This window comes from Glutamicibacter sp. V16R2B1, from assembly GCF_005774635.1.
GTDB classification, from domain to species: Bacteria; Actinomycetota; Actinomycetes; order Actinomycetales; family Micrococcaceae; genus Glutamicibacter; species Glutamicibacter creatinolyticus.
The window spans coordinates 163,882-186,644 of the sequence record NZ_VATX01000005.1; the positions used below are offsets into that span (position 1 = coordinate 163,882).

The window sequence follows — 22,763 nt, forward strand, 5'->3', positions numbered from 1 at the left end:
GAAAGGCGACACGCATGTCGTTTGGCGAACGCAACTACGATCGCAGCAAGCCGGAAATCGATTTCCCGGGCACCGAGGCGCCCACCGAACTGGTCATCACCGACCTGATCGAGGGCACCGGTGCGGAAGTCACCCCGGGCACCACCGTGCAGGCCCACTACGTGGGCGTGGCCTGGTCCACCGGTGAGGAATTCGACGCCTCCTGGAACCGCGGCTCCACCCTGGACTTCCCTGTCGGCGTGGGCATGGTCATCCAGGGCTGGGACCAGGGCCTGCTGGGCATGAAGGTCGGCGGACGCCGCCGCCTGGAGATCCCCTCCGAGCTGGCCTACGGCGCGGCCGGCGCCCCCGGGGCCATCGGCCCGAACGAGGCACTGATCTTCGTCGTGGACCTGATGGGCATCAAGTAGCCGCAGGTCACACCCGCACAGCTGGCCCCGATTCCGTCGGGGCCAGCTGTGCTTAACCTGCACGAAACCCCCACCCGGATTGGCTATTGTAGGCACGTGAGCACAAAGCAGAGCGAAGGGCCCAGCAGGGCCGAACGGCTGACCAGCCTGATCTACGCGCTGTCCACCAGCCAGCGCAAATGGACCGCCGAACGCATCGGCGACTACCTGAACCCGGGCGGGAACCCCGAGGCCCGGGAAAAGGCGATCGAACGGGCCAAGGACGAGATCCGCAACGAATTCGGGCTGCGCCTGGTCACCGAGGACTACGACGGGGTGCTGCACTACCGCATCGACACCACCGACTGGTACCTGCCGCCGATCTCCTTCAGCGCCGCGGAGAGCGCGCTGATCGCCCTGGCCGCCACGCTGTGGAAGGACTCCAAGCTGCAGGCCCTGGCCCGCAGCGCCACCGAACGGCTCACCGGCGCCCAGCCCAGCACCGAGGACATCGCCCCGTACCTGGGCTCCTACCTGCCGCGGCTGTCCATGGACGACCCGAACTTCAAGGCCTGCGCGCTGGCCGTGTTCAACCGCAAGAGCGTGCACTTCACCTACCGGGACGCCGGCGGCCAGCACAGCGAACGCACCGTGGACGTGTGGGGGATCGGCCAGCGCTACGGGCAGTGGTACTTCACCGGGTATGACCACAGCCGAAACGAGCGCCGGGTCTTCCGCCTCTCGCGCATCACCGGCAGCTTCACCCTTTCCACCCTGCCCAAGGGCAGCACCTACCACCCGCGCCCCGAAGGGTTCTCCATGTCCCAGGTGCTGCAGGACTTCGACCTGCAGCACCACGCCGAACTGGCCACGGTGCGCATCCACGCCGAGGCGGCGCTGCCGCTGCGCGCCCGGGCCCTGGAAACCACGCCAGCCGAGCCCGGCACCCCCGGGGACACCCTGGTGATCGCCTACGCCGACCAGGAGGCGTTCGCCACCGAACTGGCCGGCTACGGGCCGCACCTGAGCGTGCTCGGCCCGCAGGCGCTGGCCGAACAGGTGGCCGGCCTGCTGGAGCAGGCCCGCACCAGGCAGCGCCAGGTGGCCGAACGCTACGCCGGGCTTGAGGTGAAATACCAGCCGCGGCGCTCCACCGGGCGCGGCACCACCGCCCAGCAGGTGATGCGCAACATCGACATGATCCAGTACGTGGTCGCCCAGGGCGGGACCACGGTGGCCGAACTGGCCGAACGCTACGAGCTCAGCCCGGCCAAGGTGCGCCAGGAGCTGGCGCTGATCATGATGTGCGGGGTCCCCGGCGGGCAGCACGATGAACTGATCAACGTCAACGACGGGGACCTGGACACCGACTGGGTCTCCATCTCCAACGCGGCGCTGCTGGCCGAACCGCAGAAGCTGGCCCCCATGGAGGCGGTGGCGGTCCTGGGCGGGCTGAACGCGCTGGCCAGCATCCCGAACTTTGAACACCGCGCCACCCTGGACTCGGCACTGGCCAAGCTCAATGAGGCGGTCGCCCGCTTCGAGGGGTGGAACGGGGCGCTGGGCTTTGCGCTGAACCAGGTGCGCGAGCAGGACGCGGATGCGCTGCTGGCCCGGGCGGTGCGCGAGCACCAGGTGGTGCGCATCGACTACTACTCGCTCTCCTCGGGCAGCCACCACGAACGCGAGATCGAACCAATCCGCTTCGTGGAGGACGGGCAGCGGCGCTACCTGCGCGCCTGGTGCCGCACCCGGAAAAAGATCCTGACCTTCCGGCTGGACCGGATCCTGGCGGCCAACACCACCGGGGAGCACTTCACCCTGGGCCGGCGCCATGAGGACAGCGGCCAGCCGCAGTTGCGCTACGCGGCCACCGAGCAGGATCCGCAGGTGGAACTGTTCATCGACCAGAGCCGGGTGGCGCAGATCGAGGCGTACCAGCCCGACGCCTGGTCGAAGAAGATCGACGGCGGCTACCTGGCGAAGGTGCGTTTCTCACACTACTCGGTGCTCGCCCCGCTGGTGGCCCGCCATGGGGGTAGGATTGCTGTGGTCGCTCCCGCCGAGGCCGTGGACTACGTCAACACCTGGCTGGGTGCCGAACGCAACACGAATGAGGATGATTCATAGATGCTTCCCTGGTGGTTCTGGGTCCTGTTGTGGACCGTGCTGATCCTGGCCACGCTGCTGGCCGCCATCGTGGCCGGCTTCCGCCTCTTCCGCCGCGGCATGAGCGTCATGCAAAGCCTGGGCGACGCCGCGGACAAGCTCTCCTCCGATATGGCACAACCCGGCACCGTGGTGGACTACACCCCGCGCCCGCGCACCTACCCCAGCGGCACCGATGCGACCCACGGGGATCCGCATCAGATCCGGCAGCTGAAGGAGACGGGCAAGGCCGAGCGCGTTGAGGCCCGCCGCGCCGCCCGGGTGGCCCGCCGTGACGCCCGGAACCAGCGCCAGAACGTGTACGACGTACACCTGTTCTGACGTAGACTTAAAGGCAACAAAAGAAGGGAAATCCCATGGGTGGATTACAGGGATGGCACCTGGTCATCATCATCGTCTTGGCACTGCTGCTCTTTGGCGCCCCGAAGCTTCCGGGCATGGCCCGTTCGATGGGTCAGTCGCTGCGGATCTTCAAGTCCGAGGTGCGCAAGATGAAGGACGATGACGACGCCAAGAACGAAACCATCGACGGCGAATTCGTCGACCCCAAGAACGACGAGAAGAAGAACTCCTAACACTCATCTCTGTGGCTAAACAACCAGATACCAGCGGGCGGAAGAAACGGCGGCCCAAGGACCCCGAAGGCCGGATGGCGCTGCGGGAGCACCTGGCCGAAGCACGCAACCGCCTGTTCAAGGCGCTGATCGCGCTGGCCCTGGCCACCGTCGCCGGGTTCTTCTTCTACGACGAGGTCCTGGACCTGCTGTTCACCCCGGTCCTGGCCGCCGGCGGCTCGGTGAACTACGCGGCGGTGATGTCGCCCTTCGACATCATGCTCAAGGTCTCGCTGTTCATCGGCCTGGTCCTCTCCTCACCGGTGTGGCTCTACCAGCTGTGGGCGTTCATCGTCCCGGGACTGAAGAAGAACGAACGCCGCCTCGGGTACTCCTTCGCCGCCGCCGCGGTGCCGCTGTTTTTGGGCGGGGTCGCGATGGCCTATTACGTGCTGCCCTTCGCCCTGCAGTTCTTCGTCGGCCTGGCCCCGGAAAACTCGGAGATGCTGCTGACGATCGACAACTATCTGCCGTTCATCTTCCGGCTGCTGCTGGCCTTCGGGCTGGCCATGCTGGTGCCGGTGCTGATGGTGGGGTTGAACATGGTCGGCGTGCTGCCGGCCCGGCTGATCCTGAAGAACTGGCGCATCACCGTCTTCCTGATCGCCCTGGTCGCCGCGATGGCCGCCCCCGGCGGCGATGCGATCACCATGTTCGCCCTGGCCGGCCCGCTGTTCCTCACCTTCGCGGCAGCCACCCTGATCTGTTACCTCAACGACCGCAAACGCTCCAAGAAACTTGCCGAGCAGGAAGCCGAGAATGAACGGCTGGCTCGCGGGGAACGTCTGGAGTAGAGTCGGCCAACCCCCAACCTAGGAGACACCGAGTCAAAGTGAGCACCCCAGCCGAACGCTACCAGCAGGCCAAGGCCCGGGCAGTTGAGCGCGGCACCCTGATGCCCGACTTCCGTGCCAGCCTCGGATTCGACCTGGACCCGTTCCAGGAGCAGGGCTGCCAGTCGGTCGCCCAGGGCAAGGGGGTGCTGGTGGCCGCCCCCACCGGGGCCGGCAAGACGGTGGTCGGGGAGTTCGCGATCTTCCAGGCCCTGGCCCAGGGCCGCAAGGCCTTCTACACCACCCCCATCAAGGCGCTGAGCAACCAGAAGTACTCGGACCTGGTCAAGGTGCACGGGGCGCGCAACGTGGGCCTGCTGACCGGGGACACCTCCATCAACTCCGAAGCCCAGGTGGTGGTGATGACCACCGAGGTGCTGCGCAACATGCTCTACGCCGACTCACGCACCCTGGACGGGCTGGGCTACGTGGTGATGGACGAGGTGCACTACCTGGCCGACAAGTTCCGCGGGGCCGTGTGGGAGGAAGTGATCCTGCACCTGCCGCAGAACGTGCAGATCATTTCCCTCTCCGCCACCGTCTCCAACGCCGAGGAGTTCGGCGGCTGGCTGGACACGGTGCGCGGGGACACCGACATCATCGTCTCCGAACACCGTCCGATCCCGCTGTTCCAGCACGTCATGGTCGGCACGAAGCTGATGGACCTGTTCGCCGAGGACGTCTCCTTCGACCAGACCGCCGGACAGCAGTCCCGCGCGGCGGTGAACCCGGACCTGCGCAAGCTCACCCGGCCCTTCCGCCCCGGCGGGCGCGGACGCCGGGGCGGCTCGCGGGACCGCTACACCCCGCCGCATCCCGAAGCGGCCCGCGCCACCCGCCCGCAGAGCATCATCGCACTGGACCGGGCCGCGCTGCTGCCGGCGATCTTCTTCATCTTCTCCCGCAAGGGCTGCGACAATGCCGTGCACCAGTGCGCGATGGCGGACCTGCGCCTGACCACGGATGCGGAAGCCGCGGAGATCGCCGAGGCGCTGGAGGAAGTCGCCTACCGGATCCCCTCCGATGACCTGGAGGTGCTCGAGTTCTGGTCCTGGCGGGACGCGATGATGCGCGGATACGCCGCCCATCACGCCGGGCTGCTGCCGATCTTCAAGGAAATCGTCGAGGACCTGTTCGCCCGCGGCCTGCTCAAGGTCGTCTTCGCCACCGAGACCCTGGCCCTGGGCATCAACATGCCGGCCCGTTCGGTGGTGCTGGAAAAGCTGGTGAAGTTCAACGGTGAAGCACACGTGCAGATCAGCGCCGGGGAGTACACCCAGCTCACCGGGCGGGCCGGACGGCGCGGCATCGACATCGAGGGCCACTCCATCGTGATGTGGAACCCGGAGGTAGAACCCGAGGCGCTGGCCGGTTTGGCCTCCAAGCGCACCTACCCGCTGAACTCCAGCTTCCGCCCCACCTACAACATGTCCACCAACCTGCTCGCCCAGTTCGGCCGGGAACAGACCCGCCGGATCCTGGAGTCCTCCTTCGCCCAGTACCAGGCCGACCGCTCCGTGGTGGGTCTGGCCCGCCAGGTGCAGTCCCGCGAGGAATCCCTGGCCGGCTACCAGAAGGCCATGCAGTGCCACCTGGGGGATTTCCAGGAATACAGTGCGCTGCGCCGCAAGCTGAGCGCGGCGGAGAAGAACTTCTCCCGCAACCGCCAGCACGAACGCCGTTCGGCGGCGGAGAAGTCCATGCAGGCGGTGATCCGCGGGGACGTGGTGGACCTGCCCGGCTCGCGGCGCTTTGGCCGGGCCGTCATCGTGGAGGTGGACACCTCGCTCTACGACCCGCGGCACACCGTGCTCACCGAGGAAGGCCGGCTGCGCCGGCTCTCCGTGGAGGACCTGCGCGGTCCATTGGAGATCGTCTCGCGGATCAAGGTGCCCAAGGCGTTCACTGGCAAGTCACCCAAGGAACGCAAGGACCTGGCCGCGGCGCTGCGCAACGCCATCCACGAGCACCGGCCCCCGCGCAAGGACGCGGCCGGGTTCGACTACGCCGGCAGCGACAACTTCGAACGCGAGGTGGAGGGGCTGCGCCGCCAGCTGCAGGACCACCCCTGCCACCACTGCTCGGACCGTGAGGAGCACGCCCGCTGGGCCGAACGCTACTGGAAGCTGAAGAAGGAAACCGACCGGCTGCGCCGGCAGATCTCCGGACGCACCAACACCATCGCCAAGCAGTTCGACAAGGTCTTCGCGGTGCTCGAGCACTTCGGCTACATCGCCCCGCAGGCCGAGGACGACGAACCGGTCATCACCGATGCCGGGCGCCGGCTGCGCCGCATCTACGGCGAACGCGACCTGCTGACCAGCCGGGTGCTGGAAACCGGGGCGCTGAACTCGCTGAACGCCGAAGAGCTGTGCGCCGTCACCGCCGCCCTGGTCTACCAGGCCCGGCGCGACTATGACCGCCCGGACCCGAAGATGCCCACCGAACGGGTGGCCGGGGTGTGGGAGCTGATGGTCAAGTCCTGGGCGCAGCTTTCGGACGTGGAGGAGGCCAAGGGCCTGGAACCCACCGCCCCGCCGGAGTCCGGGCTGATCTGGCCGATGTACAAGTGGGCACGCGGCGCCACCTTGAACACCTGCCTGCGCGGGGCGGATCTGGCCCCCGGGGACTTCGTGCGCTGGGCCAAGCAGGTCATCGACACCCTGGACCAGCTGGCCAAGAACCCTGACCTGCCCACCAGGCTGTCCAAGAACGCGCGCAAGGCCGTGGACCTGGTCAAGCGCGGCGTGGTGGCGTACTCGAATGTATTGGATTAGCACCTACAGGTGCGGATTGAGGACTAGGAATTCATGGCACTGACCCTGTACCGCAACGGATCGATCTACTCGTCGGCCGACCCGTTCGCCACCGCAATGATGATCGACGGGAACACCGTCGCCTGGATCGGCGGGGAGGAAGCCGCCGACCGCCAGGCCGAACGCGCCGATGAGGTCATCGACCTTGAGGGCGGGCTCGTCACCCCGGCCTTCGTGGACTCCCACACCCACCTGGCGGATTTGGGGGCCGTGCTGGCCGGTGAGGACCTCAGCGCCGGCCGCAGCCCCGAGGACCTGGTTGCGCGGCTGCGGGAGCTGGCCGGGGCAACTGAGGGGCAGATCATCACCGCCCACGGCTGGGACGAAACCCGCTGGGCCACCGGGCAGCTGCCCGCCACCGAGCAGCTGGAGGCCGCGGCCGGCGGCAAGGGCTACTACCTGCCCCGCATCGACAAGCACAGCGCCCTGGTCAACCAGCGGCTGCTGGAGCTGCTGCAGCTCAAGGACATCACCCCGGGCCTGGTGCACGGCGCCGAACGCGATAAGATCGCCGCCGCCCTGGACGCCGACCCGGCCCGGGTGTCCGCCCACCAGCGCCGGGCACTGGAGCACTACGCCTCCCGCGGCTTCGCGGTGGTCGTGGAAATGGCCGCCGAACACCTGGGCGGCAAGCCGACGCTGAAGGCGCTGCTGGCAGAGGATGACCCGCAGCTGCCCGAGGTCTACGCCTACTGGGGCCAGGCGGTCAGCGGCGCGGATGAGGCCCGCGCGCTGGCGGACGAATTCGATTCGCCGCGGCTGCTGGGCCTGGGCGGGGACCTGAAGGTGGACGGCTCGCTGGGCAGCCGCAGCGCGGCCCTGCGCGAGGACTACGCCGACGCGCCGGGTGAGCGCGGCACCCTGTTCCTGGAACCGGAGCAAATCGCCGCCCACCTGGTTGCCTGCAGCGAAACCAACACCCAGGCCGGTTTCCACGTCATCGGCGACGCAGCACTGGACACCGTGCTGGACGGGTTCGACCTGGCCGCCGAACGCATCGGCGTGGCCCGGCTGCAGGCCGGCCGGCACCGCCTGGAGCACGCCGAAATGGTGGATGAGGCCAGCCGCCAGCGCCTGCTGGCCTACTCGATCACCGTGTCCATGCAGCCACGCTTCGACGAGTACTGGGGCGCGGAGCACGGCATGTACCGCCAGCGCCTGGGGGAGCGGGCCGGGCAGATGAACAACCTGGCCGCGATGCTCTCCGCCGGGGTGCCGGTGGTGCTCGGCTCGGACGCCCCGGTCACCGAGGTGGATGGCTGGGCGACCGTGCGGGCGGCGATGCGGCTGAACCAGCCGGCCGGGCGGATCTCGGCCCGGGCCGCGTTCCTGGCCCAGACCCGTTCCGCCTACCGCGCCATGGGCCAGGCCAGTCCGTACACCGGGCAGCTGGTGATCGGCGCCCCGGCCACCTTCGCGGTGTGGAGCGCCTCCGAACTGGCCGTGCAGACCCCCGATGAGCGCATCTCCTCCTGGTCCACCGATGCCCGGGCCGGCACCCCGCTGCTGCCGGTCATCGACGAGCAGATCCCCGAATGCCTGCGCACCGTGCGGGCCGGAATCACCCTGTTCGAAGCGCTGCCGGTACGCTCCTAGCACCGCGCCCCAAACCCCCGGAAAGGCAACTGCCAGGAAGCGCTGATTGCATGTGTGACTTGGCGCAAGTTTGTGTATCCAGTAGTCACCGGATGGTTGACACAACCGGTGGGTAGGGGACTAGGCTGGTGATCAGCGCCACGCCGCGGGCCGCTTTCCGGGCCCCTGCGGCGTAGCACATCAAGTTGATCCCCGGTGACCTTAGATAACATTCCCTGCCGTGCGGTGGGGGATAGGGCCGAAGTCACCGGGGATCAACTGTGTCACAACGCGGTTGAACGCTGCCCGGGTGACTATAATTTGAATTTGGACTAATTCCCCCGGACCGAGCTGGCGGGGATGCCAAGCAGAATTCGAGAAAGGTGCCGCGTGCGCGTCATTACGATCATCCCCACGTACAACGAGCTGGAGTCACTGCCCCTGACGGTGGGACGACTGCGCAAGGCCGTGCCGGACGCCGACGTGCTCATTGCCGACGACAACTCGCCCGACGGCACCGGGGAGCTGGCCGACAAGATGGCGGCCGAGGACAGCCAGATCCACGTCATGCACCGCAAGGGCAAGGAAGGGCTGGGCGCGGCCTACATCGCCGGCTTCCGCTGGGCCCTGGAGCGCGACTACGACGTCATCGTGGAAATGGACGCGGACGGCTCGCACATGCCCGAACAGCTGCCCCGCCTGCTGCAGGCCAGCGCCGAGGGCGCCGACCTGGTGATCGGTTCGCGCTGGGTCAAGGGCGGGGAAGTGGTCAACTGGCCGCTCTCGCGCAAGATCATCTCCCGCGGCGGCAGCTTCTACTCGCGTACCCTGCTGGGCCTGCCGCTGAAGGACATCACCGCCGGGTACCGCGCCTTCAAACGCGAAACCCTGGAGGCCATCGACTTCGACGCGATCGAATCGCGCGGCTACGGCTTCCAGGTGGATATGACCTTCCGCGTGGCCATGCTGGGCAAGCGCATCGTCGAGGTCCCGGTGACATTCGTGGAACGCGAGCTGGGGGATTCGAAGATGAGCGGAAACATCGTGGTTGAGGCGATGCTGAACGTCACCCGCTGGGGCCTGTCGGCCCGCTGGAAGAAGCTGACCGGCAAGCTGCAGAAGTAGCCGCTGCGGCGCTTTGCCGCCAAGAACAGGACGCCGCGCGTTCGGGCCCACCGGCCCGGGTGCGCGGCGTTTTCCTTTCCCCGCCGTCCCTGGGCCTAAGGCGGAACACGGCGCGAGACGCAAAAGGTGAGGCTGCCCTCCCCGTGGGGAAGGGCAGCCTCACCGTGTGCTTGTGGCGGAAGGACGCGTCCTAGACCGCTTCGCCGCGCGAGGCGCGCAGCTGGGTCAGGCGGTCGGCCAGGATCTTTTCCAGTTCCTCTTCCGAGCGGCGCTCCAGCAGCATGTCCCAGTGGGTACGAACCGGCTTCTCGTTGGTCGGCTCGGCCTCCTTGGCTTCGCCGTGCACCAGCTTGGCTTCCTTGCCGGCCTTGGTCAGCCAGGTGGCCGGGATGTCGGCTTCAGCGGCAAACACCACGAAGACGCGTTCGCCGTCCTCGCTCTGGTATTCCACGCGCTGGCGTGCAGCCGGCTCTACACCTGCCTCAGATTCCATGCTCTGTGCGCCCAGGCGCATGCCTCGTAGGCTGCGATCGCTCATGTTACTCCTTACGAGAGGTCTTCGTGTACGCTACACATTCCAACGGTCGGTGTGGCCAAAAGATTCCCCGCTCCAGTGGCCGGCACCCAAAATAACCATTATACGTGCCAACGGCGGGACCCGTTTCCGGATCCCGCCGTTGGGGACTGAATCATAGGGCGGAACCGGGTATTAGATGCCCGTGGAGCCCGAGTCGTTCTTCCGAGCCGAGTCGGATACGCCGCCCAGCGCGCCGCCGATGCCCTTCAGGGCCTCGGTGACCTCGCTGGGGATGACCCACAGCGTGTTCGAGGTGCCTTCGGCCAGCTTCGGCAGGGTCTGCAGGTACTGGTAGGCCAGCAGCTCCTGGTCCGGGCGTCCGGCGTGAATCGCGTCGAACACCTTCTGGATTGCCTGGGCTTCACCGTCGGCGCGCAGGATCGAGGCCTGGGCGTCACCCTCGGCCTTGAGGATGGCGGCCTGGCGTTCACCTTCGGCGGTGAGGATGTCGGACTGCTTGGTGCCCTCGGCGGTGAGGATCGCGGCGCGGCGGTCACGTTCGGCGCGCATCTGCTTCTCCATCGAGTCCTGGATCGAGATCGGTGGGTCGATGGCCTTCAGCTCGACGCGGGAGACGCGGATGCCCCACTTGCCGGTGGCCTCATCCAGCACCCCGCGCAGCTGGCCGTTGATCTGGTCGCGGCTGGTCAGCGCCTCTTCCAGGTTCAGCCCGCCGACCACGTTACGCAGCGTGGTGGTGGTCAGCTGCTCAACGGCCTGGATGTAGTTCGCGATCTCATAGGTCGCCGCGCGCGGCTCGGTGATCTGGAAGTAGACCACGGTGTCGATGGAGACCACCAGGTTGTCCTCGGTGATCACCGGCTGGGGCGGGAAGGAGACAACCTGTTCACGCAGATCCAGCAGCGGCAGCAGTCGGTCAACAAAGGGGATCAGGATCGTCAGCCCGGGATTCAGGGTGCGGTTGTACTTGCCCAGGCGCTCGACGATGCCGGCGCGGGCCTGGGGTACGATGCGCACGCTGCGCAGCAGCACGACGATCACGAAGATCGCCAGAACCACGAGCACGATTATCAGCCCAAGTGAATTGGACTCCATGGGTACTCACTTTCTTGGTGCGTTGATGATTTGGTCTTTGGTCTGCTCCCTGGCCGGCGGGTTTGCCGTGGCCGCGCATCCGGTCAGGGGGCGCACCGGGGGAGCTGACGGGTGTTAAAGGTCGGCCTCGGGCTTCAGCTTCAAATAGGCGGTCGCCCCTTCGATGCGGCTGACGACGGCATAGCTGCCGGGGTCCATGCTCGGCTGGTCCACGTCGGTGCGGGCCGTCCAGACCTCCCCGACGATCTTGGCACGCCCGGAGATCCGGGAGACCGGTTCGAGCACCAGTGCGTCCTGGCCGATCAACCGGTCAATGTTCGTGCGGAACCCCTCCGGCGCCTTGCGCAAATGCCTGATGGCAATCGGGCGCACCAGCAAAACCATTGCCAGTGACACCAGACCGAACACCACCACCTGCAGCCAGCCCGGGCCGCCCGCCAGGGCCACGGCCAATCCGCCGAGCGAACCAACGCCGAGCATGATGAAATACAGGTCCAGTGACAGCATCTCCACGATCGCCAACAGCAGGAACACCGCGAGCCAGATGACCCAGGCGTTGCTTAGAACCCATTGCGCTGTACTCAATGCCTCATACCTTCGTTTACGAGTTCAGCCGACCCGTCAGTCCGGTCGGCTTTGCCTCCATTCTGCCGCATGCGCCACTGGATGTCGGTAGTCACTTAGGGGGATATTTGGTTTCGCACTATCCGAATGAGTAAATGCCGAAGGCGGCGGTGACCCGGCGCGGACCCAGGCGCCCGACGGTGGCCGCCAGCGCCTGTTCATCCAGGTGATGCCCGGCCGGCCCCATGAACGCCAGGTTGTACAGCGCCGTGGGGTCCAGTTCCATGGGGTAGCTCAGCTCCCGCGAGTCGAGCAGCTCCAGCCCGGCCGCAGCGAACCGGGCCACCAGCTGCTCTTCCTTATCCGGGGCGATTCCCAGCATCTGCAGCTCCTGGCGGATCTCCTGCAGGTGAGTGGGCAGGGCGGTGACCACCACGCAGGTGCCACCGGGGGAGAGGACCCGGCGGAACTCGGCCGGGTTGTGCGGGGCGAAGCAGTTGAGCACCACCTGGCGCGAGGCGTCCGCGGTGGGCAGGGTGCGCCACACATCCCACACCAGCGCCGTGGTGTCAGGCAGTTTTGCGGCACGGCGCATCGCATAGCGGGAAATGTCCAGCGCCACGGCATCCACGGTGCGCGAGCCCGCCGCGCGCAGCAGCTGGCCCAGGTAGTAGCCGGTGCCGGCCCCGGCATCCAGCAGGTGCAGCGGCGCCCGATCCTCCGGCAGCCTGGCGGCGGCGATGATGGCCTCGGCCAGCGGCAGGTAGTGTCCGGCCTCGAGGAAGGCCGCCCGGGCGGCGACCATCGGGGCGGTGTCCTCAACGAAGTTCGTGCCTTTGCCGGTCAGGAAGTTGAAGTACCCCTGCTTGGCGGCATCAAAACGGTGCCCGTTGTCGCAGCGCAGGCTCGGGCGTGGGTCAGCGAACCGCTCCAGGGGAAACTGGCACAGCGGGCAACGCAAAGTCGTGGATGGCATCAGAACCCCAGCAGGCTGCGCGCCTGGTCCAGGTCGAACCCGGGGTAGCGGAAGGCCTCGGAGGCGCAGATCAGGGAGCGGGTCTCGGCCCGGTCAATGTAGACCGTGCCGCGCAGGTGATCGATCTCGTGCTGCACGATGCGCGCCTGCCAGCCGGAGAAGTCGCGTTCCTGCGGGTTGCCGTCACGGTCCAGGTAGCTGGCGTGCACGGCGGTGGGCCGACTGACTACCGCCTGGAAGCCGCTGAAGGACAGGCACCCCTCGTAGAACGCCGCCTGGCGCGCGCCGATCGGGGTATAGCCCGGATTGATGAACTCCAGGTAGTCCAGGGGTTCGCGCTCCCGCTCGCGGGCGGCGTCGGCCTCGATTGGATACCGGTCCTCCAGCACGGCCAGCTGCAGCGGAATGCCCAGCTGCACGGCCGCCAACCCGACACCGGGGGCAGCGTGCATGGTGTGGCGCATGACCAGCAGCAGTTCGTTCAGTGTCGGCGCATCCAATTGGCCGTCGTAGGGCAGCGCCGGCTGGCGCAGGGCCGGGTGGCCCAACTGCACGATGGGCGCCACGTTCTGCTGCGCGTGCTGCAGCACCTGCTCGACGATCTGCCCCAACTTCTCCGGGCCGAGTTCGCTATAGTCCATGGTTCCTAGTATTTCCGATGCCCAGCCGCTGCGGAAACCGGCAGCTGGGCCAGGCGGGAGAGCAGCCGGTCGCGTTCGATGCCCTGCAGGGCCTGGCCCAGACGCTGCAGGTTGTCCGCGCAGTACAGTTGCACTTCCCGGTTGTGGTCGTAAAGCACGTCGATCAGGTTCGCGAATCGGCGCTGTTCATCCATGGGCATGTCCGCCACCGCGGGAATGTCGGTGATGATCCAGTGTTCGAAGCGACGGCTCATCTCCAGGTAGTCACGGGTGTTGCGGCGGGTGCGGCACAGCTGGTCAAAGGACGTGCGCAGCCCGGTGCCCTGCATGTACACCGGTTCGATCTCGTCGTAGCCAACGGGCAGGGTGGTTCGCGGGGTGGTCGGGGCCGGGGGAGTAGCGCCAACGTTCAGGCTTCCGGCCCGGTAGCCGCTGGCCGCCGAGGCCGTCGTGGGCACCGTGCGGTAGTCCAGCCGGTGATCCAGTTCGTGAACCAGGAAGCTGCTGCGCACAACGCCAATCGTGGGCTCGATCAGATGGTGGAAATACGGGTCATCCAAGAGGAATTCCGGTGCGTAGTTCGAGGTGGTGATCAGCCTGATCCGGTGTTCCTGACAGTAGCCGACCAGCCGCGCCATGAACATCGCGTCCCCGGGCTCAACACAATGGAACTCATCGAAGCACAGGACCTCCAAACCCGACAGCTCGCGCTGCAGACCGCGCATGAAGATCGATCCCTTGGGGCCGGTTTCCGAAGCACCGGCCCGACTGACCGCATCAAAGAACTCGTGGAAATGCATCCGTGCGCTGCTGGCAGGATCCAGGGTCAGCATCAGGGCGTCCAGGATCATGGTTTTTCCGCGCCCGGGTGGGCCATAGATGTAGCAGCCGGTGGGTGCCGTCTTGTTGGCCCCCGGGTCCAACAGCCGGGATAGCGCCCCCATTAGCTCCATCTGGGATTCATCTGGGGTAATGGCCTGGCGTTCCAGGAAGTGGGTGAGCATTTGTTGGCGTTCGGTGCAACTAATTCGTCCCAGGGCTGTCGGGGCTTCAGAGGCATGCATTCCACCAGTTTGCCAGCAGCTTCCGGCCACTCAAATCGGCCCCATGCTCCCATGCAGTGCTCCGTAGCGCCCAGTTGTCTGACACCCTGCAACGAAGAACTTAAAAGCCCATGTCAAACCGGGTTTCATAGTGGAATAACAGTTTCGCTTCAGGGGAGTGGGCGGCACTACTGCTCGCAGGTGTGCTGCAGATCATTTGCTGATGACCCCTCGCCATATCGTGGGCTGGTGCCCATAATGGGTAGCACCAGGGCGTGCATGGAACCGGTATCGATTCCATGGAACTGCGGTGGATGTTCGGGGAGAGTGAGTGAAATGACCGACTATGCCGTAACACCTGCTCGTGATGTGATCATTTCCAACGAGCTGCTGGAGATGTCGATGACGGTGCTGAAAACGTTGGCTGACCCGGCTCGGCTACAGATGCTGTGGGCGTTGTCGTCATCCGATCACACCCTGTCGGAACTATCGCAGTTTGTGGGCGTCAGTCCATCGGTGGCCAGCCAGCTGCTCTCACGCCTGCGAACCAAGGGTGTGCTTCAGACACGCAAGGAAGGTCGGCACATGGTCTATTCCATGAGCGACGAGCGGCTCAAGCAGTTCATCGCGCAGACGCTGAACTTCGCGGACTACCGGCTCGACGTGGCAAATGCGGAACCCGAGGATGAGGACTAAAGGCAGAACCCAGGCAGCATCACCATGGGATATCCCAGCGCAGGAACCTGCCGACCCAGGGCCCGGGTACGGGTGCTACTACCCCGATAATCCTCAGTTCCATAAAGAGCCGATAATCTACATTATGTAAAGTAGAGGATTTCAGAATACCCTTGAGGGCTCCCCTTGGTGACCTCTTGTCGCCTGCTACGTGCTCCCATCACCTGGCACCAATCGGCCATCGGGTAACCCGGCTTAGACACCTTCGATGCGCTTGCTGACGATCAACCGGATTCATTACACGGCGATATGGCGCATGATGCGTTTGCCTCGGCTTCGCATGCGGGAACGAGAATGCCCAGGGTCACGAACTGACGAGCTCGCACCGAAGAGGTCCATGATAGTGCGTGGGAACATCGGCACCTTGCGTTCGCTGGTGCCGTGGGTTCCAGGGGCCGCTCCCCTGGCCATCTCGCGATCTCAGTCGTGTCCAGAAGCCATACCCCGGATTCGCGTGCATGCAGAAGATGAAAGGAAACTGATAGGAAATCGGCCATCCTTGAATATCCCCGTCTGATCCCTCCATGGTGGAGAAAGTGTTCAATTCAATGGGGAACTTAAGGTAGGAACATGTGCCGATTGTTCGGGATGCACGCAGGTAACGATCGAGCGAGGGCAACCTTCTGGCTGCTGCACGCGGCAAATAGCCTGGCGATTCAAAGCCATTATGAACCGGATGGCACCGGGGTGGGCACGTTTGACGCATCGGGGCACGCCATCGTGAACAAGCAGCCACTCACGGCCTGGAAGGACCGTGAGTTCGCCCAGGAAGCGAAGAACCTGAAGAGCGAGACGTTCCTGGCCCATGTCCGATATGCCAGCACGGGCGCGCATACGCAGATCAATACGCACCCGTTTGAGGAAGACAATCGGCTTTTTGCGCACAATGGGATTGTCGAGGGCCTGCAGGCCCTCGATGAGCGCCTGGGCGAACTGGGCACGGAGCCGCTGGTGCGCGGCCAAACCGACAGTGAACGGGTCTTTGCATTGATTACTGCCGAGATCCGCAGGGCAAATGGCGATATACGCGCCGGGATCAAGGCGGCCCTGGGCTGGATCGCCGAGAATCTGCCCGTGTACAGCCTGAACATGATTCTGACCACGGCAGATGAATTGTGGGCAGTGCGCTATCCCGAGACCCACGATCTCTATATCCTGGACCGAACTTCCAAGAGCGGCGGTGAGGACCACGCCCTGGTGGCCGACAGCCGTCGAATTCGGACGCACAGCCCTGAACTTGCTGACCGTCATGTGGTCATAGTCGCCACCGAGAAGATGACCGACCATGATGACTGGCGGCTGCTTGAATCTGGCGAACTGATCCGGGTCGGTGAAGACCTGCGGGTTTCCAGCGAGGTCATCTTTGATGAACCTCCGCGGCACCTGCTGAAGCTGGAACACCTGGATCAAAAGGCGGCAGCCTCGCAACATCCACCGAAGACTGCTTAACAGCTCCGGTGCAGGGTGATTGGGTGCCGCTGATGGTGCCTCGCTAGGGAGGATGACAGGGGGTGCGCCAGGAAAAGCCGGTCCCACTCCCCTGCTTGTAATGTGCATGAGCTAACACGGTGGCGGTGTGTGCGCGGACAGGCAGGGCGTGGTGGGCAACCTAAGATGGAGGCATGACTGCCAAAGTTCGCTCATGGCCATGGTGGGTTCTGCTTGATGTGGTTCTCGTCGTTATTTTTGCCACCTTGGGGCGCCGCTCGCACGAGCACTCGTTGTCCGTGGCGGGTATCGCCGAAACGGCCGCGCCTTTTGTCCTGGCCTACCTGGCCATGACGCTGATTTCCCGTCCTTGGCTCACCATCAACCGCATTTGGCCTACCGGCGTTCTGGTCTGGGTTGGCACCGTGGCTCTTGGCATTGCCCTGCGGCTTGCCTTTGGCTCCACCGCTGCGGTGCCGTTCATCATTGTTGCCGCCGTAGTCCTTGGCGTCTTCCTGATCGGCCGTCGCCTGCTGACCCGCCTGCTGACTCGTAGCTCAGCCGAGCAGCATTAGGCCCAACCCGTAGGCCCCGGCCGCACACAGGCTGCTGCTGAAGGTTCCAAGAATGAACTGCTCGGCCGCGTTGTGGTCTTTCAGTTCCGAGAACCGGCCCAAGCCCTTGATCGCCAAGATGACGGCAATGCCCTCAGGCCAGTTGGCCCAGAGGGTACAGACGAAGGCCGTGCGCTCGAGCAGGCCGATCCACAGTCCGCCGCGCAGGGGCGACTCCCCCGCCGGCGACTTGGTTTTCCGTGCCTGGTGATTGGCCGCCAGATGAAAGACCAGCTCCGTGTAGGGGCTCCCGATTGCCACGGCGAAGACGACCGAGGCAGTGACGACCAGAACGAAGGGCACTGCCGCGGCATCGGGATCATGCATCGCGATCACCGCCACGATGGCCGCTGCCACCGCAATGGCGAAGGAGATCACCGTCAGGCCAACCTTCAGCGGCGTGGGACGCTTTGCCGGCTTGAGCAGATGCGTGCCGGCGGCAACCACGGTGGAGGCCAGCATGAGAAGGAAGGCCGCCCAGGTCATGACTTCTCCCCCGGCTCAATCAGCTTGCCCAGGGCCTTCGCCGATTCGAGCATCATGCGATTGGTTTCAAACCAAAGGCTCGACGCCAGGCGCATGGACACCGCCTGCTGGGTGATCCCCAATTCCTTGGCCACCTCGCTCTGGGTCATCCCCCGGTCCATCAACAGGCCGGCTTCCCAGGAGGTGCTACGGCGCTTGGCGACGATGCTGGCCGTCAGCTGCAGCTCCGCCTCGAGCCGCTCCGTCTCTGGATGGGCGGAGCTCACCGCGATGTTCCCGGCTGCTCGCTTGGCACGTTCCACCGCATCCCGGGCGTGTTCAAAGGCCGGGCCGCGCCCGGCCCGGGTCTCCTTCGGCAAGGGCAGTTCCACCTCGCCAAACCCGACTCCCACGCTCCACTCCCCTGAGGCTGCGAGCATGACGGCCAGGTGTACCGCTTCGCCGGCGTGATCCAGCACGCCCTGAACCTCATCGCCGGCGGTACGCTGGAACGGACGCAGCGGTCCGACGGTGGAGTTGGCGTTGTCGATCAAGTGCTCAACCTTGTCCTCGCTTTTGCGGGAACCGCGCTGATCAACGGTCAAAACAATCATGCCACAAGGTTACAACTTTGTAATCGAACGCACAAACCCATAGGTTTGTGCGACCGGTGTTTTCTCGGTGGATCCCGAATGAGGTCGATCACGCCCGTGGACTAGACTTAATCTAGGTTCCCGGCCGATTCGGCCTTCCGCATCACTCCAGAGAGGTACTCATGGTCACCGCGTTCGTCATGATCCAGACAGCCACGGACAGCATCCCCGAATGCGCACAGCAGATCTCGGAGATCGAGGGGATCAGCGAGGTGTATTCGGTAGCCGGTGACTGGGACTTGATCGCCATTGCCCGGGTGCGGCGGCATGACGATCTGGCCACCGTCATCCCCAATGAGCTGTCCAAGGTTCCCGGAGTTCGCGCTACCCAGACCCACATTGCCTTCCGCGCCTACTCCAGCCATGACCTGGAAGCGGCGTTTTCGCTGGGACTGGACGACTAGCACCCCCCCCCCCACGACAGACGCGCAAGGCGTCTGCATCAGCCCCAGGGCTTGTGCAGACGCCTTGCGCGTTTTGGTTTCCGGTGGTTCAGTGAGCAGCTAGCGGTTGCTCTGCTTTGCGTTCTGGTTGGCCTCAGCCCACCGCTGTAGGGCCTGCGCCGCAGCGCCGCTGTCAATTGACTGCTCGGCCCGGCGCATGGCCGCGGAAATCCGCTCATTGAAGCTGCCTTCGGCTTGCTCGTCGTAGGCGACGATTCCCACCGCTGCATTCAATACGACGGTGTCCCGCACCGGGCCAGCGGCGCCGTTGAGGACCTCGTGCACAACCCTGGCGTTGTGTACGGCATCGGCCCCGCGCAGCTGATCCAGCGTGGTGCGCTCAATGCCCACCTCGCTGGCGTCGAACATGAACTCCTGGACCTTGCCCTCACGCACTTCCCAGACGCGGTTCGATGCCGTGGTGGTCATTTCATCCAGCCCGTCCTCGCCGCGGAACACCAGGCCGCGAGCTCCCCTGGCCGCCAGCACGCCGGCCATAATCGGCGCCATGCGCAGATCCGAGCAGCCGATCGCGGAGGCCGAGGGCAGCGCCGGGTTGGTCAGCGGTCCCAGGAAGTTGAAGGCGGTGGGGATGCGCAGCTCGCGGCGGGCCACGGCCACGTGGCGCATGGAGGGGTGGAAGAGGTTCGCGAAGCAGAAGGCGATGCCGGACTGTTCGTACACCCAGGGCAGGCGCTCCACCGGAACATCCAGATTCACCCCCAGGACCTCGAGCACGTCGGCCGATCCGGAAGATGAGGAGGAAGCCCGGTTGCCGTGCTTGACCATCTTCACCCCGGCACCGGAGCACACCAGGGTGGCCATGGTGGAAATGTTCACCGTGTTCTGCCGGTCTCCCCCGGTGCCCACAATGTCTAGGGTTTGTCCCTCGATGTGAATCTTGCGGGCATTGGCCACCATGGAGTCGACCAGGCCGGTCAATTCGGCGATGGTTTCACCCTTGGAGCGCAGGGCCACCAGGAAGCCGGCGATCTGCACATCGGTGGCGTTGCCGGACATGATTTCATTCATCGCCCAGGCGGCCTCATCGCGCTGCAAATCCCGGCCGCTGATCAGGGCGGAAAGCAAGCTCGGCCAAGTGGGGAACTTTTGGGAAGACTGGGTCGTTGACACGAGTACAAGCTTAATGAGGAAGCGCGCCGGGCTGCCACTTCATTGCGTCGCATGAGTCACACCAAAAGCCCAGAATTCCGGGCAAAATAGCGGATAATTAAGGAACAATCACGTTGCTTAAGTCCTGCAACACGGCCCCCGGCGCGACACGGCTCTACAAATTGTAGAAACAGTTTCTCGGCTACTTCCGCGAGTTTCCGGGCTTGTGGCCGAGGTGTGGTGCAAAAAACCACTGTCACGTGCCTTTTGCATTGGTATCTTCGGTCCGTTTAGAGACATAATGACAGTGTGACAACTGCGACTCATGCCCCAAATACACCGGTGCCAAGTGCACCGAACCGCCCCAATATGGCGTCGGTGGGAACGATGGTGTGGCTCTCCAGCGAGCTCATGTTCTTCGCCGCCCTCTTCGCCATGTACTTCAGCCTGCGCGCTGCCGCGCCAGAGCTCTGGGCGAATGAAACTGCCAAACTCAACGTGCCTTTCGCGCTGACCAACACCTTGATTCTTGTTGCCAGCTCGTTCACCTGCCAGATGGGTGTCTTCCGCGCCGAGGAGTTCAAGGCCCGCCGTTCCGGTGGCGTCTTCAACTTCAAGGAGTGGGGAATGATTGAATGGTTCATCCTGACCTTCATCATGGGATCCATCTTCGTCTCGGTCCAGGCATATGAATACGCCATGCTCGTTCACGAGGGTGTGGCTATGAGCTCGAACTCCTACGCTTCGGCCTTCTACATCACCACCGGCTTCCACGGCTTGCACGTGCTCGGTGGCCTGATTGCGTTCCTGCTGATCATCAGCCGTGCGATGCTGGCCAAGAAGTTCGGCCACTTCGAGGCGACTGGCGGAATCGTCGTGTCCTACTACTGGCACTTCGTTGACGTCGTGTGGATCGCCCTGTTCGCGATCATCTACTTCCTGAAGTAGGCAACTAACAATCATCAGTTGCCTCCATAGAAGTAGGGCAACACCACACCAAGAAATAAGTGAGGAACCAGCAAAGTGAAGGCTCTTTCGAAAAAGCGCCGCCACCCGCTCGCCGCTGTGGCTCTGCTGTTGTTTGGTCTGCTGGTCACCGGCAGCCTCTACACTGCAGCGGGCAGCATCAACGAAGCAAAGGCGGCCACCGCGACCGCTTCGGCTGCAGACATCCAGGAAGGTCAGAAGCTGTTCGTTGCGAACTGCGCGACCTGCCACGGGATGAACGCCGAAGGCACTGACTCTGGACCGACCCTGATCGGCGTGGGCGCAGCCTCCGTTGACTTCCAGGTGGGCACCGGCCGCATGCCGATGCAGATGCAGGGCCCGCAGGCCCAGATCAAGCCGGTCCAGTTCAATGACGAGCAGATTTCGCAGCTCGCAGCCTACGTGGCCAGCCTGGGTGCCGGCCCGGCGATCCCGGACGAAGAGTACCTGGACACCGAGAAGGGTGACGCTGCCCATGGCGGTACCGTCTTCCGCGTCAACTGCGCCATGTGCCACAACGCTGCGGCAGCCGGTGGTGCTCTGACCCGCGGTAAGTTCGCACCAACCCTGGCCGGTGTCTCTGAAAAGCACATTTACGAAGCGATGGTTACCGGACCGCAGAACATGCCGGTCTTCAACGATTCGAACATCACCCCCGAAGAGAAGCGTGACGTCATCACCTTCCTGAAGACCATTGAAGCCAACGGCACTGCCGGTGGCGCCGCCCTGGGTGGCCTTGGTCCGGTGGCTGAGGGTCTGTTCGTTTGGACCGCCGGATTGGGCATCATCATCGGCTTCGCCGTTTGGTTGACCTCGCGTCCTTCCTAAGACGCCCACGGCTTCGGCCGACCCCATCACTACGTACATTAAATTCTTGAGAGAAGGATGAGAGACAACATGGGCAACCATAGTCACGGGAGTCCCGAAGACTCGGGCACCGTTGCTAAGGCTGACGATGTGGCTCAGGATCGGTTCCCGGATCCGGGTCTACCACCGCACCGTCCGCGCATCGCAGACCGCGACCCGCGCCAAGCCAAGCGACACGAGCGCCAAGTAGCGCTGCTATTCATTATCTCCATCATCGGAACCGTGCTGTTCTTCGTGGCCTACTTCGTGCTGGGCCACCTGGGCGACATGACCTTCGCCGAACTGCGCGTGCAGAACGCCATGCTCGGCCTGGGCACCACCTTTGCGATGCTGGGCATCGGTGTGGGCATCGTTCACTGGGCCCGTACCCTGATGCCCGACCACGAGCTGGTCGAAGAGCGTCACGAAATCCGTTCCGAGGAGGACCGCCAGGACGCCGCCGAGATCGTTGACACGATCCTGGAAGAGTCCGGCATCAAGCGCCGCCCGCTGATTCGCAACACCCTGATCGGTGCGCTGGCACTGGCCCCGATCCCGGCGATCTTCTACATGCGCGACCTGGAGCGCTCGGGCAAGACCGCCCACCAGATGGTCGACCAGCTGCGCCACACCATGTGGGACACCGGCGTCCGTCTGACCCGCGACCCCTCCGGCACCCCGATCAAGGCCTCCGACGTGCAGATTGGCTCCGCCCTGCACGTGATTCCCGAAGGCCTGAACGACGCCGAGCAGCCGCTGAACGAAAAGGCCAAGGCCGTTGTGCTGGTCATGCGCATGGATCCGGCCGAGATGCAGATCTCGGAAGGCCGCGAGGACTGGCACGTGGATGGCATCGTCGCCTACTCGAAGATCTGCACCCACGTGGGCTGCCCGATCGCGCTGTACGAACAGCACACCCACCACCTGCTGTGCCCGTGCCACCAGTCGACCTTCGACCTGACCCAGGAATGCAAGGTCATCTTCGGCCCGGCCGGTCACGCACTTCCGCAGCTGCCGATCATGGTTGACTCCGAAGGCTACCTGGTAGCCCGCAGTGACTTCCACGAGCCGGTTGGCCCGAGCTACTGGGAGCGTGGTTAG

General features: G+C 64.8%; 24 protein-coding genes. 15 read left to right on the forward strand and 9 right to left on the reverse strand.

The window, feature by feature from the left end; genetic code table 11:
- Nucleotides 1-14 precede the first annotated feature (14 nt).
- The 8 genes from FDN03_RS03050 to FDN03_RS03085 all read left to right on the forward strand — a co-directional run bounded on the left by FDN03_RS03050 (nt 15) and on the right by FDN03_RS03085 (nt 9,521).
- Nucleotides 15-410 carry an FKBP-type peptidyl-prolyl cis-trans isomerase gene (locus tag FDN03_RS03050; protein WP_138173973.1) on the forward strand — a complete coding sequence of 132 codons (396 nt, stop codon included), beginning with the start codon at nt 15-17 and terminating at the stop codon, nt 408-410.
- Nucleotides 411-506: 96 nt separating this feature from the next.
- Nucleotides 507-2,519 (forward strand): WYL domain-containing protein, encoded by a 2,013-nt coding sequence (locus FDN03_RS03055; protein ID WP_138173975.1) that lies wholly within the window; start codon nt 507-509, stop codon nt 2,517-2,519.
- Nucleotides 2,520-2,879 (forward strand): hypothetical protein, encoded by a 360-nt coding sequence (locus FDN03_RS03060; RefSeq protein WP_138173977.1) that lies wholly within the window; start codon nt 2,520-2,522, stop codon nt 2,877-2,879. It abuts the gene before it with no gap.
- Between the two features lie 35 nt (nt 2,880-2,914).
- A complete protein-coding gene (gene tatA, locus FDN03_RS03065; RefSeq protein ID WP_054821780.1) occupies nt 2,915-3,133 on the forward strand; it encodes a Sec-independent protein translocase subunit TatA in 219 nt (72 codons plus the stop codon).
- Between the two features lie 74 nt (nt 3,134-3,207).
- Entirely contained in the window at nt 3,208-3,966 is a 759-nt protein-coding gene (gene tatC / locus FDN03_RS03070) for a twin-arginine translocase subunit TatC (protein WP_054821779.1), read from the forward strand.
- Nucleotides 3,967-4,004: 38 nt separating this feature from the next.
- Complete coding sequence (locus FDN03_RS03075; RefSeq protein WP_246049828.1) at nt 4,005-6,782, forward strand: DEAD/DEAH box helicase; 2,778 nt, start codon at nt 4,005-4,007, stop codon at nt 6,780-6,782.
- Between the two features lie 33 nt (nt 6,783-6,815).
- A complete protein-coding gene (locus FDN03_RS03080; protein ID WP_138173979.1) occupies nt 6,816-8,417 on the forward strand; it encodes an amidohydrolase family protein in 1,602 nt (533 codons plus the stop codon).
- A 369-nt stretch (nt 8,418-8,786) separates the two neighbouring features.
- A complete protein-coding gene (locus FDN03_RS03085; RefSeq protein WP_138173981.1) occupies nt 8,787-9,521 on the forward strand; it encodes a polyprenol monophosphomannose synthase in 735 nt (244 codons plus the stop codon).
- A gap of 190 nt (nt 9,522-9,711) precedes the next feature.
- Here FDN03_RS03085 and FDN03_RS03090 read toward each other — a convergent pair whose 3' ends face one another.
- The 6 genes from FDN03_RS03090 to zapE all read right to left on the reverse strand — a co-directional run bounded on the left by FDN03_RS03090 (nt 9,712) and on the right by zapE (nt 14,399).
- On the reverse strand, nt 9,712-10,059 hold the full coding sequence (locus FDN03_RS03090; protein WP_054821413.1) for an RNA polymerase-binding protein RbpA: 348 nt from the start codon (nt 10,057-10,059) through the stop codon (nt 9,712-9,714).
- 171 nt (nt 10,060-10,230) lie between these two features.
- Entirely contained in the window at nt 10,231-11,154 is a 924-nt protein-coding gene (locus FDN03_RS03095) for an SPFH domain-containing protein (RefSeq protein ID WP_138173983.1), read from the reverse strand.
- Nucleotides 11,155-11,268: 114 nt separating this feature from the next.
- A complete protein-coding gene (locus FDN03_RS03100) occupies nt 11,269-11,739 on the reverse strand; it encodes an NfeD family protein (RefSeq protein WP_054821414.1) in 471 nt (156 codons plus the stop codon).
- A 118-nt stretch (nt 11,740-11,857) separates the two neighbouring features.
- Nucleotides 11,858-12,694, reverse strand: coding sequence for a putative RNA methyltransferase (locus FDN03_RS03105; RefSeq protein ID WP_138173985.1), 837 nt, complete (start codon nt 12,692-12,694; stop codon nt 11,858-11,860).
- The gene (locus tag FDN03_RS03110; RefSeq protein WP_138173987.1) at nt 12,694-13,335 is read right to left on the reverse strand and encodes a peptide deformylase; all 642 of its coding nucleotides are present in this window, start codon (nt 13,333-13,335) and stop codon (nt 12,694-12,696) included. Before FDN03_RS03110 ends, FDN03_RS03105 begins: the two co-directional genes overlap by 1 nt.
- Nucleotides 13,336-13,340: 5 nt before the next feature.
- A complete protein-coding gene (gene zapE / locus FDN03_RS03115; protein WP_138173989.1) occupies nt 13,341-14,399 on the reverse strand; it encodes an AFG1/ZapE family ATPase in 1,059 nt (352 codons plus the stop codon).
- A gap of 315 nt (nt 14,400-14,714) precedes the next feature.
- Here zapE and FDN03_RS16380 point away from each other — a divergent pair, with 315 nt between their 5' ends.
- From FDN03_RS16380 to FDN03_RS03130, 3 genes are all read left to right on the forward strand, one after another.
- Nucleotides 14,715-15,074: a metalloregulator ArsR/SmtB family transcription factor gene (locus FDN03_RS16380; protein ID WP_171021113.1), complete on the forward strand. Its 360-nt coding sequence runs from the start codon at nt 14,715-14,717 to the stop codon at nt 15,072-15,074.
- A gap of 609 nt (nt 15,075-15,683) precedes the next feature.
- Entirely contained in the window at nt 15,684-16,562 is an 879-nt protein-coding gene (locus FDN03_RS03125; protein WP_138173993.1) for a class II glutamine amidotransferase, read from the forward strand.
- Nucleotides 16,563-16,735: 173 nt separating this feature from the next.
- Nucleotides 16,736-17,116 (forward strand): DUF3054 domain-containing protein, encoded by a 381-nt coding sequence (locus FDN03_RS03130; RefSeq protein ID WP_138173995.1) that lies wholly within the window; start codon nt 16,736-16,738, stop codon nt 17,114-17,116.
- On the opposite strand, the gene FDN03_RS03135 is transcribed toward FDN03_RS03130, so the two are convergent.
- Both FDN03_RS03135 and FDN03_RS03140 read right to left on the reverse strand, forming a co-directional pair.
- The gene (locus FDN03_RS03135) at nt 17,099-17,641 is read right to left on the reverse strand and encodes a hypothetical protein (RefSeq protein ID WP_138173997.1); all 543 of its coding nucleotides are present in this window, start codon (nt 17,639-17,641) and stop codon (nt 17,099-17,101) included. The genes FDN03_RS03130 and FDN03_RS03135 overlap by 18 nt on opposite strands.
- On the reverse strand, nt 17,638-18,234 hold the full coding sequence (locus tag FDN03_RS03140; protein WP_138173999.1) for a hypothetical protein: 597 nt from the start codon (nt 18,232-18,234) through the stop codon (nt 17,638-17,640). Before FDN03_RS03140 ends, FDN03_RS03135 begins: the two co-directional genes overlap by 4 nt.
- 161 nt (nt 18,235-18,395) lie before the next feature.
- Here FDN03_RS03140 and FDN03_RS03145 point away from each other — a divergent pair, with 161 nt between their 5' ends.
- Nucleotides 18,396-18,677, forward strand: coding sequence for an Lrp/AsnC ligand binding domain-containing protein (locus FDN03_RS03145; protein WP_054820817.1), 282 nt, complete (start codon nt 18,396-18,398; stop codon nt 18,675-18,677).
- A 99-nt stretch (nt 18,678-18,776) separates the two neighbouring features.
- Here FDN03_RS03145 and trpD read toward each other — a convergent pair whose 3' ends face one another.
- Nucleotides 18,777-19,850 (reverse strand): anthranilate phosphoribosyltransferase, encoded by a 1,074-nt coding sequence (gene trpD, locus FDN03_RS03150; protein WP_249354250.1) that lies wholly within the window; start codon nt 19,848-19,850, stop codon nt 18,777-18,779.
- Between the two features lie 288 nt (nt 19,851-20,138).
- Here trpD and FDN03_RS03155 point away from each other — a divergent pair, with 288 nt between their 5' ends.
- The 3 genes from FDN03_RS03155 (at nt 20,139) to FDN03_RS03165 (ending at nt 22,763) form a co-directional block, all read left to right on the forward strand.
- Nucleotides 20,139-20,777 carry a cytochrome c oxidase subunit 3 gene (locus FDN03_RS03155; protein ID WP_138174001.1) on the forward strand — a complete coding sequence of 213 codons (639 nt, stop codon included), beginning with the start codon at nt 20,139-20,141 and terminating at the stop codon, nt 20,775-20,777.
- A gap of 75 nt (nt 20,778-20,852) precedes the next feature.
- Complete coding sequence (locus FDN03_RS03160) at nt 20,853-21,644, forward strand: c-type cytochrome (RefSeq protein ID WP_138174003.1); 792 nt, start codon at nt 20,853-20,855, stop codon at nt 21,642-21,644.
- A 69-nt stretch (nt 21,645-21,713) separates the two neighbouring features.
- The gene (locus FDN03_RS03165) at nt 21,714-22,763 is read left to right on the forward strand and encodes a Rieske 2Fe-2S domain-containing protein (RefSeq protein ID WP_138174005.1); all 1,050 of its coding nucleotides are present in this window, start codon (nt 21,714-21,716) and stop codon (nt 22,761-22,763) included.